We start from the raw sequence: 12,608 nt of genomic DNA on the forward strand, positions 1-12,608 counted from the left end.
CAGATCCGGGACCCTGACCGCCTATGTTGAAACGCATCTTTCTCGGGCTGCTGCTGGTGCTCATGGCACTGGTAGCTGCCGTGGCGGTCAAGACCTGGCGCACGCCGTCGCAGCAACTGGCGGTGGCGCCAGTGCCCAAGATCGAGATCGACGTGCAGGCTGCCGCAAAGCGGCTGGCCGGCGCGATTCCGATCCGGACCGTTTCGAGCCTCGACGACCCGGCCGGGAACCTGGCCGAATTCGACAAGCTGCATGCCTATCTCGCGCAGCAGTTTCCCAAGCTTCACGCCACCCTCAAGAAAGAAGTGGTCGGCCAGCGGGCGCTGCTCTATACATGGACCGGCACCGATCCCGCGACCAAGCCCATCGCGCTGATGGCGCACCAGGACATGGTGCCGATTGCGCCCGGCACCGAGAAGGCGTGGACAGTCGACCCCTTCGCGGGTGAGATCAAAGACGGCTACGTCTGGGGCCGCGGCACGCTCGACAACAAGGGCAACCTGTTCGCGCAGATGGAAGCCATCGAGTTGTTGATCACGAGCGGCTTCAAGCCGAGGCAGACCGTCTACCTCGTGATGGGCGACGACGAAGAGGTGAGCGGCCTGCGCGGCGGGCTGCCGATTGCCGAACTGCTCAAGTCGCGCAACGTGCGGCTGGACTGGGTGCTCGACGAAGGCCTGCTGATCCTGGACGGCGTGCTGCCGGGATTGTCGAAGCCCGCGGCGCTCATCGGCCTTGCGGAGAAGGGCTACGGCACCTTCTTTCTATCGCTCGACACCGCCCCCGGCCATTCGTCGATGCCGCCGCAGCGCAGTGCCATCGGCAGCATGAGCGCCGCACTGGCGCGGCTCGAAGCCACGCCCATGCCCGGCGCCATCCAGGGTGTGGCCGCCCAGATGTTCGGCGCGCTCGCGCCTGAGATGGGCGGCGTCAACCGTGTGATGCTGTCCAACCTGTGGCTCACCGAGCCGCTGGTGCGCGGTCAGCTCGAAAAGAGCCCGAGCAGCAACGCCATGCTGCGTACGACCACGGCGCTCACCATCGTGCGTGCCGGCAACAAGGACAACGTTCTGCCAGGCCGGGCCGAGGCGGCAGTCAACTTCCGCATCCTGCCGGGCGACACCATCGACAGCGTGGAGGCGCACCTGCGCAAGGCGCTGGGCAACGACGAGATCAAGATCAAGCGCTACCCGGGCAACTCCGAGCCATCGCCCGTGTCGCCGACCGACAGCACCGGCTACCGTGCCATCCAGCAGGCGGTGCGCCAGTCGTTCCCGGATGTGGTGGTGGCCCCCGGTCTCATGACGGCCGCCACAGACTCGCGCCACTTCAGCCTGGTGAGCGATGCGGTCTACCGCTTCTCGCCATTCCGCATGAAGAGCGAAGACCTGGCCCGTTTCCATGGCACCAACGAACGCGTGGCCATCTCCAACTACGGCGAGATGATCGGCTTCTATCACCAGCTCCTGCGCAACACCAACGCCGCGCCGGCGCAATGACGACAACAACCCTCTTTCCCTTCCATCTTCAAAGGACCTCACCATGACCAGCGCCGTCATTGTTTCCACCGCCCGCACGCCGCTCGCGAAGAGCTGGAAGGGTGCCTTCAACATGACGCACGGCGCCACGCTCGGCGGTCACGCGGTGCAGCACGCCATCGCGCGCGCCGGCATCGAAGCCGCAGAAGTCGATGACGTGATCATGGGCTGCGCGACGCCCGAGGGCGCCACGGGCTCCAACATCGCACGCCAGGTCGCACTGCGCGCCGGCTGTCCCGTCACCACTTCGGGCATGACGATCAACCGCTTCTGCTCGTCGGGCCTGCAGACCATTGCCACCGCTGCGCAGCGCATCATCGCGGGCGAAGGCGACGTGTACGTGGCCGGCGGCGTCGAGAGCATCTCGTGCGTGCAGAACGAAGCCAACAAGCACATGCTGGCCGACCCCTGGCTCGTGAAGCACAAGCCCGAGATCTACTGGAACATGCTGCAGACGGCCGAGCAGGTCGCCAAGCGCTACAACATCGGCCGCGACGCCATGGACGAATACGGCGCCGCCAGCCAGCAGAAGGCCACCGCCGCGCTCGAAGCCGGCCGCTTCAAGGACGAGATCGCACCCATCACCGTGCTGGCCGGCGTGGCCGACCCGGTGATGGGCCTGCGCACCAAGGAAGTCACGATCGAGAACGACGAAGGCATCCGCGCCGGCACCACCAAGGAAGGCATCAGCGGCATTCGCCCGGCGCTGCCCGGCGGCCTGATCTCGGCCGGCAATGCCAGCCAGTTCTCGGACGGCGGCGGCGCCTGCGTGGTGGTCGACGAGAAGTACGCCCAGCAAAAGGGCCTGAAGCCCCTCGGCCGTTTCCTCGGCTTCGCCGTGGCCGGCTGCGAGCCCGATGAAATGGGCATCGGCCCGGTCTTCGCGATTCCGAAGGTGCTCAAGCGCCTGGGCCTCACGGTCAACGACATCGACCTGTGGGAGCTGAACGAAGCCTTCGCGGTGCAGGTGATCTACTGCCGCGACAAGCTCGGCATTCCGGGCGACCGACTGAACGTGGACGGCGGCGCCATTGCCGTGGGCCACCCCTACGGCGTGAGCGGCCAGCGCCTCACGGGTCACGCGCTCATCGAAGGCAAGCGCCGCGGCGCGAAGAAGGTGCTGGTCACGATGTGCATCGGCGGCGGCATGGGCGCTGCAGGCGTCTTCGAGGTTCTCTGACTCTCCCCCAGGCTGCGGCGCACTGCGTGCCGCCTTCGCCAACCCCCTTCCGGGGGCAACACCAGCGGCCCGGCTGAGCCGGTTCCGCGGTGTTCCACGAACGGGCCTGGCTTTGCCGGCCGACGAGCGCTACCGTTCGAAGTCGGTAGCCTCAACATCAAGATCCGATCATGAGCTTGCGTCCCACCCTCGACTTCCTGCTCTACGACTGGCTCGACGCCGAGTCGCTCAACCAGCGGGAGCGCTTTGCCGATCATTCGCGCGAGACCTTCGATGCGGTGCTGGACACCTGCGAACGCATCGCGCGCGAAAAGTACGCGCCAGCCAATCGCATCGTCGATACGCAGGAGCCGCATTTCGACGGCGAGAAGGTCGTCTTGCCGCAGGCCACGCACGATGCGCACAAGGCGTTTGTCGAATCCGGAATGATGAGTGCGGCGCAGGACTACGACATTGGCGGCATGCAGCTGCCCTACACGCTGCAGGCCGCGGCCAACGGCTTCTTCGCGATGGCATCGGTGAGCATCGGCTCGAACATGCTCACCAGCGGCAACGCCAACCTGCTGATGGTGCACGGCACCGAAATGCAGAAAGAGGTGTTCGCCAAGAACGAATTTTCAGGCCGCTGGGCGGGCACCATGTGCCTCTCCGAACCGCAGGCCGGATCGTCGCTGAGCGACGTGGCCACGCGCGCCGTACCCGACGGCGCCGACTATCAGAACGACCCGCTCGGGCCACGCTATCGGCTCACGGGCAACAAGATGTGGATCTCGGCCGGCGATCATGAGCTGACCGAGAACATCGTGCACATCGTGCTTGCCAAGATTCCCGACGCCAGCGGCAAGCTGGTGCCCGGCACGCGCGGCATCTCGCTGTTCATCGTGCCGAAGTGGCTGGTGAACGTGGAGAACCCTCACCCCGGCCCTCTACCGCAGGCGGGAGAGGGGGAAGCCGGCAGCGTGAAAGTCACGCTGGGCGGCAGGAACGACGTGGCGCTGGCGGGCCTCAACCACAAGCTGGGCTGGCGCGGCACCACCAACACGCTGCTGAATTTCGGCGAGGGCAAGTACCCGGTCGGCGGCAAGGCGGGCGCGGTGGGCTACCTTGTCGGCGAGCCCGGCAAAGGCCTGCACTGCATGTTCCACATGATGAACGAGGCGCGCATCGGCGTCGGCACGGCCGCCACCATGCTGGGCATGGCCGGCTACTACGCCTCGCTCGACTACGCAAAGACCCGGCCGCAGGGCCGGCTCGTGAAGAAGCCCGAGGCGGGCGCCGGCAGCCAGGTCGTGAAGGACTCGGCCAGCCCGCAGGTGCGCATCATCGAGCACGCCGACGTGCGGCGCATGCTGCTCGCGCAAAAGGCGTACTGCGAAGGCGCGCTGGCGCTGGAGCTGTACTGCGCCCGGCTGGTCGACGAGCAGAAGACCGGCGGTGCAGAGGCTGCGGACGACGCGCGCCTGCTGCTCGAGGTGCTCACGCCCATTGCCAAAAGCTGGCCCAGCGAGTGGTGCCTGGAAGCCAATTCGCTGGCCATCCAGGTGCACGGCGGCTACGGCTACACGCGCGACTTTCCGGTGGAGCAGTATTGGCGCGACAACCGCCTGAACATGCTCCACGAGGGCACCCACGGCATTCAGGCCGCCGACCTGCTGGGCCGCAAGGTGCTGATGGAAAAAGGCCGGGGCCTGCAATTGCTGGCCGGCCGCATCACCGACACCATCGGCCGCGCAACCAAGGTGCCCGCGCTCGCGGCCCACGCAAAGGCGTTGGGCGCCGCGCTACAACGCATCGGCAGGGCCACCGAGGCCGCCTGGTCCACCGGCGACCCGGCCGACGCGCTCGCCAACGCCGTGCCCTACATGCAGGCATTCGGCCATACCGTGCTGGCCTGGATCTGGCTGGACGTGGCGCGGCGCGCACTGGAAATCGACGCAGAAAAGGCGAGGGCGGTAACAGCTGGCAAGATTGGCGCCACGGACTACTTCTTCCACTACGAGCTGCCGAAAATCGGCGCCTGGCTCAACGTGGTCGAGAGCCGCGACCCCACCTGTACAGCATTGCCCGAGGACGCCTTTTGACAATGGCCAACGCCGCTCCCAACAACACCCCGAATCCCGTCAAGCCCCCGAAGCCGCACGCCCGGCTCGAGAAGTGGATCTGGATCCTGATCTACGGCGGCCTGTTTCTCGTGATCCTCGGCATTGCCACGGGCCGCACCGAGCCGGCGATCGGCTGGTCGATGGCCGTGCCGGGGGGCGTGATCGCCCTCGTGGGCTTCGTGCTCATCTACGTGCGTTCGCGCCTCAATGACAAATAAGGAAGGCGGGACCATGCTGAGTTCGGAACATCGGCGCAGTGCGCAAATCGCGCCAAAGTGCGGACTATGAAATCTGAACTCCGTGCGCCCGACGCCAAGGCCACTCCGGCCGATCGGCGGGCATTCGGGCGCGCACAGCGTGCGCACTTTCCGCTCGGCCAGTGGGCACAGGCGCCCAAGCCAGATGCGGCAGGCCGCAGCCCGCTCGGCTGGTTGAAGGCGTCCAACCGCGGCCGGGTGCCCGAACTGGTGCCGGTCCGCCATGGCCGCATGCTGGCCACGCCGTTCACCTTCTACCGCGGTGCCGCCAGCCTGATGGCGAACGACCTGGCCAGGTTGCCGCACAGCGGCATCGCGACGCAGCTGTGCGGCGATGCGCACCTCGCGAACTTCGGCTTCTTCGCCAGCCCCGAGCGCTCGCTGGTCTTCGACATCAACGACTTCGACGAAACCCTGCAGGGTCCTTTCGACTGGGATGTGCGCCGGCTCGCCACCTCGTTTGTCGTGGCCGCGCGCGATCTGGGCTTCAAGCCGCGCACCGGGCGCGACGCGGTCCGGCAACTCGCCGAGGCGTACCGTGACCGCATGCGCCGCTTTGCGCGCATGGACACGCTGGAAGCCTGGTACGCGCGCCTCACGTCTCAAACGCTGCTGAAACTCGGCGCCGAGGATGCGACCGAGCTCTCAGTCATCAAGAAGGCCCGGCGCAGCACCTCGCGCGTGTTTGCCGAAGAGGCGACGGAGATGGTTGAGGGCCGCCTGATGGTGCGCGACCGTCCGCCGTTCGTCTATCACGACGCCAAGGCCACCGCACGGGAGATCGGCCGCTTTCGCTCCGGATTGCCGGCGTTCCTGGCGCAGTACCGCGCCAGCCTTCCACCCGAACGCCAGCGGCTGTTCGATCGCTATGAGCTGCACGACGTTGCGGTTCTGACGCCTGGCGTCGGCTCGGTGGGCCGGCGTTGCTTCCTGTTGCTGCTGGTGGCCGACCAGGCCCATCCCCTGTTCCTGCAATGCAAGGAAGCCGGCGAATCGGTGTTGGAAGCCCATCTGGGCTCGGCGCCGCAACCGAACTCTCCCGGCCAGCGCGTGGTGCAGGGGCAGCGGCTGGCGCAAGCCGCCAGCGACGTTTTCCTCGGCTGGGCCGAGGAATCCGGCGGACGCGGTTTTTATGTGCGCCAGCTGCGCGACATGAAAGCTTCCTACAAGCTCGAAGACTTCAAGCCGGTCGATCTCGTCGAGTTTGCCGAGGCCTGCGGCTACAGCCTGGCGCGTGCGCATGCCAAGGGCGGCGACGCCTGGGCCATTGCCGGTTACCTCGGGCGCTCCAAGACATTCAACACCGCGCTCGCGGACTTTGCCGAGGCCTATGCCGACGTCAACCAGGCCGACTGGCGCCAGCTGAAAAAAGCAGTGGCGTCGGGCAAGCTCGCCGCCGTCAAAGCCGTTGGCGACGCCTCGTAGCGGCGGCAGGCAGGCCACCAATCCTTCTTTCACATGTTTCGGAGACAACAGACATGACACCCCGCACCACCAAGCAACTTTTCGACCTCACCGGCAAGACCGCTCTCATCACCGGCGGCTCGCGCGGCCTGGGCCTCCAGATGGCGCATTCGCTGGGAGAAGCCGGCGCGAGGATCATGCTGAGTTCACGCAAGGCCGAAGACCTGGAACAGGCCGCAGCCGAGCTGCAATCCGCCGGCATCGACGCGCGCTGGATTGCGGCCGACTGCTCGAAGGAAGAAGACACGCGCCGCCTGGCCGACGAAACGCTGCAGCGCATGGGCGCGATCGACATCCTCGTCAACAACGCGGGTGCCAGCTGGGGTGCCCCGGCCGAGAGCCATCCGGTCGAGGCCTGGGACAAGGTGATGAACCTCAACGTGCGCGGCTACTTCATCCTGTCGCAGCACGTCGCCAACGGCTACATGATTCCAAAGAAGACCGGCCGCATCATCAACATCGCCTCGATCGCCGGCCTCAACGGCAATCCGCCCGAGATGCAGACGCTGGCCTACAACACCTCCAAAACGGCGGTGATCGGCTTCACGCGCACGCTCGCGGCCGAATGGGGCCGCTACAACATCAACGTGAACGCGATCTGCCCGGGGTTCTTCATGACGAAGATGGCCGCCGGCCTGATCAAGTCGCTGGGCGAAGAAAAAATGGCCTCGCACGCGCCGCTCGGCCGCCTGGGCGACGAGGAAGACCTGAAGGGCATCGCGCTGCTGTACGCCAGCGATGCCGGCAAGCACATCACCGGCCAGTGGCTGGCGGTCGACGGGGGCGTCAGCGTGGTGCTCGGTGCTTGAAATGGCCCAAGAAGATTCCACCGACATCAACATCCGCTCGTACACGAGCCAGATCCCGTTTGCGCGCCACTTGGGTTTCGAATTGACTAAGTTCGAGGGCGGCGAGTCCGAGATCATCTACACGGCCAAGCCCGAGCACCTGAACACTTTCGACGTGACGCACGGCGGTGCTTGCATGACGCTGCTCGACATCACGATGGCGGCCGCCGCGCGCAGCGTGGCACCCGAGATGGGCGTAGTCACCATCGAGATGAAGACCAGCTTCATGCAGCCCTCGGTCGGCCCGCTGCACGCACGTGGCACGCTCATCCACCGCACCGCGACGCTGGCCTTTACCGAAGCCAAGATCTACGACGAACTGGAGCGCGTATGCGCGCACGCCACCGGCACCTTCAAGTACGTGAAGCGTCGCCTCCCCACGGGCCCCGCCAGCGCGAACGCGATGCGTCCGCCTTCCACCGATTAATTGCATTCCCCCGGAGATATTCATGCCCACCAACAAGCAGATCCACCTCGACAACCGCCCCGAGGGCGAAGCCGTTGCCAGCAACTTCAAGCTCGTGACCGCCGAGACGCCCGCGCTGGCCGACAACCAGGTGCTGGTGCGCCACCACTTCATGAGCCTGGACCCGTACATGCGCGGCCGCATGAACGATTCGAAGAGCTACGCGCAGCCGCAGCCGGTCGGCCAGGTGATGCAGGGCGGCACGGCCGGCGAAGTGGTCGAAAGCAGGCACCCCAAGTTCGCCGCCGGCGACAAGGTGGTGGGCTTCGGCGGCTGGCAGCAATACAGCGTGGTCGATGCCTCGCAGCCCGGCGCGCTGAAGAAGGTCGACACCACGCACGTGCCGCTCTCGCACTACCTCGGCGCGGTCGGCATGCCGGGCGTCACCGCCTGGTACGGCCTGGTGAAGATCATTGCACCCAAGGCCGGCGAGACGATGGTCGTCACGGCCGCCAGCGGCGCCGTCGGCAGCGCCTTCGGCGCACTGGCCAAGGCGCGCGGCTGCCGCGTGGTGGGCATCGCGGGCGGCCCGGACAAGTGCAAGTACGTGACCGAAGAACTCGGCTTCGACGCCTGCATCGACTACCGCCAGCATCCCGACGTGAAGAGCATGAGCGCCGCGCTCAAGGAAGCCTGCCCGAATGGCATCGATGGCTACTTCGAGAACGTCGGCGGCTACATCTTCGACGCCGTGCTGCTGCGCGCCAACGCCTTCTCGCGCGTGGCGCTGTGCGGGATGATCGCGGGCTACGACGGCCAGCCGCTGCCGCTTGCGAACCCGGCGCTGATCCTCATCAACCGAATGAAAATCGAAGGCTTTATCGTCAGCGAGCACATGGAAGTGTGGCCCGAGGCGCTGACCGAACTCGGCACCCTGGTGGGCACCGGCAAGCTCAAGCCGCGAGAATCGGTTGCGCAGGGCATCGAATCCGCCCCTGAGGCCTTCCTGGGTTTGCTCAAGGGCAAGAATTTCGGCAAGCAACTCGTCAAGCTGATCTGATGAACTGAACGTACGGCAAGAAGGCCGGTCATGCGCGCCGCGCCGGGCCGTCCAAAGCAAGCGTGCACCGAGGTGCGAAGCACGGAGGTATTCGAATGAATTCGACGCACGAGGTCTTCAACCAGCCCGAGCCGCTGGTGGACTACAACCTCTTCGAAACCAACCGGCCCCTGCGCGATGCGCTGAAGTTCAACGCACCTCAGCTGCACGTGGCGCAGCTGCAGGAGCTCGGGGTCACCCTGGGCTCGGCAGAGATGCAAGCGCACGCGCGGCTCGCCAACACCCACATGCCGGAGCTGCACACGCACGACCGCTTCGGGCGACGCATCGACGAGGTGGAGTTTCATCCGAGCTATCACCTCTTGATGGCCGCCGCTGTCGGTGCTGGTTTGCACGGCACGCCCTGGACCAGCACCTCCACGTCACCGCACGTCGAACGCGCCGCCGGCTTCATGCTCTTCACCGAGCTGGAGCCGTCGATCCTTTGCCCCGTCTCGATGACCTACGCGGCCACGCCGGCCCTGCGCGGCAATGCCGCGGTGTACGCCGACTGGGGTCCGAAGCTGGGCAGCCTCTGGTACGACCCGGCGCTTGCCCCCGTTCGGGACAAGCCCGGCGTGACCATGGGCATGGGCATGACCGAAAAGCAGGGCGGCTCCGACGTGCGGGCCAACACCACGCAAGCCGCGCACGACGGCAGCGACGACTGGGGCGAGCGCTATGCGATCACCGGCCACAAGTGGTTCTTCTCGGCGCCAATGTGCGATGCCTTCCTGGTGTTGGCGCAGGCGCCGGCCGGGCTGAGCTGCTTCTTCCTACCCCGCGTGCTGCCCGACGGCAGCCGCAACGCCATTCACATCCAGCGCCTGAAGGACAAACTCGGCAACAAGGCCAATGCCAGCTCCGAGGTCGAGTTCCACGGCGCCAGCGCATGGCTCGTGGGCGAAGAGGGGCGCGGCATTCCGCAGATTCTCGAGATGGGCACCATGACCCGCCTCGACTGCGCGCTGGGCACCAGTGGCCTGATGCGGCAGGCATTGAGCATTGCGCTCAACCACGCGAGCCAGCGCAGCGCCTTCGGCAAACCGCTGATCGAGCAGCCGCTCATGAAGAACGTGCTGGCCGACCTCGCGCTCGAAAGCGAAGCCGCCACGGCGCTGGCCATCCGCCTCGCGCGCGCCTTCGACCACCCCGACGACGCGCACGAGCGGCTCATGGCCCGGTTGCTCACGCCGGTCGCCAAGTTCTGGATCTGCAAGCGCGGCAGCCACTTTGCCCAGGAGGCCATGGAATGCCTCGGCGGCAACGGCTACGTGGAGGAGGGCGGCGAAGGCATCATGGCGCGCATCTACCGCGAGATGCCGCTCAATTCGATCTGGGAAGGGGCCGGCAACATCATGGCGCTCGACCTGCTGCGCGGCCTGCGCAAGGGCGATGCGGTGGCCGCGCTCGCCGCCGAACTGGCGCCGGCGCGCGGCCAGCATGCGGCGCTCGACCGGCTGGCCGATGCGCTGCCGGCCCGCATCGAGGCCATGGCCTCCGAAGCGGAGGCGCGCCGCCTGGCGCAGGACGTGGCCCTGGCGGTGCAGGCTTCACTGCTTGTGCAGACCGCGCCGGCGGCCGTTGCCGACGCCTTCTGCGCATCGCGCCTTGGCGGCGACTGGGGCAACGCCTTCGGCACACTGGGCGCGGGCACCCATTTCGATTCGATCATCGAGCGCGCGCAGCCGCTCTGAACGCAACAATATCCAAGCACTCCACGGGAACAACAACATGGCCGACCTCATCCTGCACCACTACAACACCTCGCCGTTCTCGGAAAAAGTGCGCCTCATCCTCGGCGCCAAGAAGCTGCCCTGGAAGTCGGTCCTCATCCCGCCCATCATGCCCAAGCCCGAGGTGGAGGTGCTCACCGGCGGCTACCGCAAGACGCCGTTCCTGCAGATCGGCGCCGACATGTATTGCGACAGCGCGCTCATCGCCGACGTGCTCGAGCACCTGCAGCCCGAGTCCACGCTCTATCCCGAGCCCGAAAAGGGCATGTCCCGCATCCTCGCTCAGTGGGCCGACACCACGTTGTTCTGGGCCGCCATGGCCTGGAACCTGCAGCCCAGGGGCGCAGCCGAGGTGTTCGCCAAGGCGCCGCCCGAAATGGCCAAGGCCTTCGGCGAAGACCGCGGCAAGATGAGCGCGGCCAACATGACGCGGCTGCGCCCGGCGGACGCCACCAGCGCCTACAAGTCATACCTGCGCCGGCTGTCGGACATGCTCGACGACAAGCCCTACCTGCTGGGCGAGGCGCCGTGCATCGCCGATTTTTCCGCCTACCACCCGCTCTGGTACACGCGCCGCATCGACTCGGTGCGCAGCATCCTCGACCTCACGCCCGCGGTCATCGACTGGATGGACCGCATGGCCGCCATCGGCCACGGCACGATCGAAAAGGCCAGTGCGGAAGAAGCCATTGCGGTCGCCAAGGCCGCCACCCCGCACACGCTGCTGACAGACAGCACCTTCCAGGACGACCACGGCATTCCGCTCGGGAGCGCCGTCACCGTGCGCGCCGAGAGCTTCGGCCTCGAGGAAACCCCCGGCACGCTGGTGGCCGCCACGCGCACGCACTACACGCTGGAACGAAGCAACGAGCGCATCGGCAGGGTGCACGTGCATTTTCCGCGCATCGGCTACGTGCTCAAGAAAGCGGAAGCCTGATGGTCTTTGGCGGTTCGGAAGGCGGGAACCTTCGTGACTGCGCTGGCGCGCGTTTGGTATTTCAATAGCGGCTCCAACGTCAGAGACAGACAGACATTCAACGCAGAAGGACACCGGCAAATGATTCAGGACTTCAAGGGCAAAACGGCCGTACTCACCGGCGCGGGTTCGGGCTTCGGCCTCGAATGTGCACGCATCGGAGCGGCGCGCGGCATGAACCTCGTGCTCGTCGACGTGCAGCAGGATGCGCTCGACAAGGCGCGGGCCGAGATGGAAGCTGCCGGCGTGCAGGTGCTCGCGCGCAAGGTCGACGTGTCGGACGCAGCGCAGATGGAGGTCCTGGCCCTTGCGGTGAAGGAGCGCTTCGGCGCGCCGCATTTCGTGTTCAACAACGCCGGCGTGGGAGCCGGCGGCCTGGTGTGGGAGAACACCGTGGCCGACTGGGAGTGGGTGCTCGGCGTCGACCTGTGGGGCGTGATCCACGGCGTGCGCCTGTTCACCCCCATGATGCTCGAAGCCGCCGCCAAGGACCCGGGCTACCGCGGCCACATCACCAACACCGCCAGCATGGCCGGGCTGCTCACGCCCCCCAACATGGGCATCTACAACGCCGCCAAGGCCGCGGTGGTGAGCCTGACCGAAACCCTGTACCAGGACCTGAACCTCGTCACCGACCAGATCGGCGCGAGCCTCTTGTGCCCGTACTTCGTGCCCACCGGCATCACCAGCAGCGAGCGCAACCGCCCGAATGCGCCGAAGGAAACCGAGCTCACCAAGAGCCAGCTCATCGGCCAGGCCATGAGCAACAAGGCCGTGAGCAGCGGCAAGATCACCGCCGCCGAAGTGTCGGCCAAGGTGTTCGACGCCATCAGCGAGAACCAGTTCTACGTGTTCAGCCACCCGAAGTCGCTGGGCAACGTAAGAGCGCGCATGGAGAACATCGTGGTGGGCGCGAATCCGGCCGATCCGTTTCTCGAGCGGCCTGAAATCGGGCAGAAGCTGCGGGAGCAGTTGCGGGGCGCTTGAGCATCTGGTGCGCTG

At 66.5% G+C, this 12,608-nt stretch carries 11 protein-coding genes; all 11 read left to right on the forward strand.

Translation table 11 applies throughout. From position 1 onward, the window contains the following. Positions 1–23 precede the first annotated feature (23 nt). The 11 genes from BLR24_RS18280 to BLR24_RS18330 all read left to right on the forward strand — a co-directional run bounded on the left by BLR24_RS18280 (position 24) and on the right by BLR24_RS18330 (position 12,593). On the forward strand, positions 24–1,499 hold the full coding sequence (locus BLR24_RS18280) for a M20 family peptidase (protein ID WP_093019411.1): 1,476 nt from the start codon (positions 24–26) through the stop codon (positions 1,497–1,499). 43 nt (positions 1,500–1,542) lie between these two features. Then, complete coding sequence (locus BLR24_RS18285) at positions 1,543–2,718, forward strand: acetyl-CoA C-acyltransferase (protein ID WP_093019413.1); 1,176 nt, start codon at positions 1,543–1,545, stop codon at positions 2,716–2,718. A 170-nt stretch (positions 2,719–2,888) separates the two neighbouring features. After that, positions 2,889–4,799 carry an acyl-CoA dehydrogenase gene (locus BLR24_RS18290; RefSeq protein ID WP_093019415.1) on the forward strand — a complete coding sequence of 637 codons (1,911 nt, stop codon included), beginning with the start codon at positions 2,889–2,891 and terminating at the stop codon, positions 4,797–4,799. 2 nt (positions 4,800–4,801) lie between these two features. Then, a complete protein-coding gene (locus BLR24_RS18295) occupies positions 4,802–5,038 on the forward strand; it encodes a hypothetical protein (protein WP_093019417.1) in 237 nt (78 codons plus the stop codon). Between the two features lie 66 nt (positions 5,039–5,104). After that, on the forward strand, positions 5,105–6,502 hold the full coding sequence (locus BLR24_RS18300) for a DUF2252 domain-containing protein (RefSeq protein ID WP_093019419.1): 1,398 nt from the start codon (positions 5,105–5,107) through the stop codon (positions 6,500–6,502). Positions 6,503–6,555: 53 nt separating this feature from the next. After that, a complete protein-coding gene (locus BLR24_RS18305) occupies positions 6,556–7,350 on the forward strand; it encodes an SDR family oxidoreductase (RefSeq protein WP_093019421.1) in 795 nt (264 codons plus the stop codon). 1 nt (position 7,351) lies between these two features. After that, positions 7,352–7,816 (forward strand): PaaI family thioesterase, encoded by a 465-nt coding sequence (locus tag BLR24_RS18310; RefSeq protein ID WP_093019423.1) that lies wholly within the window; start codon positions 7,352–7,354, stop codon positions 7,814–7,816. 22 nt (positions 7,817–7,838) lie between these two features. Next, complete coding sequence (locus tag BLR24_RS18315) at positions 7,839–8,855, forward strand: NADP-dependent oxidoreductase (protein ID WP_093019425.1); 1,017 nt, start codon at positions 7,839–7,841, stop codon at positions 8,853–8,855. 95 nt (positions 8,856–8,950) lie between these two features. Continuing rightward, positions 8,951–10,591 carry an isovaleryl-CoA dehydrogenase gene (locus BLR24_RS18320; protein ID WP_093019427.1) on the forward strand — a complete coding sequence of 547 codons (1,641 nt, stop codon included), beginning with the start codon at positions 8,951–8,953 and terminating at the stop codon, positions 10,589–10,591. A gap of 37 nt (positions 10,592–10,628) precedes the next feature. Further along, positions 10,629–11,567, forward strand: a complete 939-nt coding sequence (locus BLR24_RS18325; RefSeq protein ID WP_093019429.1) for a glutathione S-transferase family protein — start codon at positions 10,629–10,631, stop codon at positions 11,565–11,567. 120 nt (positions 11,568–11,687) lie between these two features. Next, complete coding sequence (locus BLR24_RS18330) at positions 11,688–12,593, forward strand: SDR family oxidoreductase (RefSeq protein ID WP_093019431.1); 906 nt, start codon at positions 11,688–11,690, stop codon at positions 12,591–12,593. Positions 12,594–12,608: the final 15 nt, after the last annotated feature.

The organism is Variovorax sp. OV700 (genome assembly GCF_900099805.1).
Lineage (GTDB): Bacteria > Pseudomonadota > Gammaproteobacteria > Burkholderiales > Burkholderiaceae_C > Variovorax.

Coding starts and splice junctions, on each gene's coding strand:
- BLR24_RS18320 (WP_093019427.1), top strand. CDS start 8,951: ATGAATTCGACGCACGAGGTCTTCAACCAGCCCGAGCCGCTGGTGGAC.
- BLR24_RS18315 (WP_093019425.1), top strand. CDS start 7,839: ATGCCCACCAACAAGCAGATCCACCTCGACAACCGCCCCGAGGGCGAA.
- BLR24_RS18305 (WP_093019421.1), top strand. CDS start 6,556: ATGACACCCCGCACCACCAAGCAACTTTTCGACCTCACCGGCAAGACC.
- BLR24_RS18310 (WP_093019423.1), top strand. CDS start 7,352: ATGGCCCAAGAAGATTCCACCGACATCAACATCCGCTCGTACACGAGC.
- BLR24_RS18300 (WP_093019419.1), top strand. CDS start 5,105: ATGAAATCTGAACTCCGTGCGCCCGACGCCAAGGCCACTCCGGCCGAT.
- BLR24_RS18290 (WP_093019415.1), top strand. CDS start 2,889: ATGAGCTTGCGTCCCACCCTCGACTTCCTGCTCTACGACTGGCTCGAC.
- BLR24_RS18285 (WP_093019413.1), top strand. CDS start 1,543: ATGACCAGCGCCGTCATTGTTTCCACCGCCCGCACGCCGCTCGCGAAG.
- BLR24_RS18295 (WP_093019417.1), top strand. CDS start 4,802: ATGGCCAACGCCGCTCCCAACAACACCCCGAATCCCGTCAAGCCCCCG.
- BLR24_RS18330 (WP_093019431.1), top strand. CDS start 11,688: ATGATTCAGGACTTCAAGGGCAAAACGGCCGTACTCACCGGCGCGGGT.
- BLR24_RS18280 (WP_093019411.1), top strand. CDS start 24: ATGTTGAAACGCATCTTTCTCGGGCTGCTGCTGGTGCTCATGGCACTG.
- BLR24_RS18325 (WP_093019429.1), top strand. CDS start 10,629: ATGGCCGACCTCATCCTGCACCACTACAACACCTCGCCGTTCTCGGAA.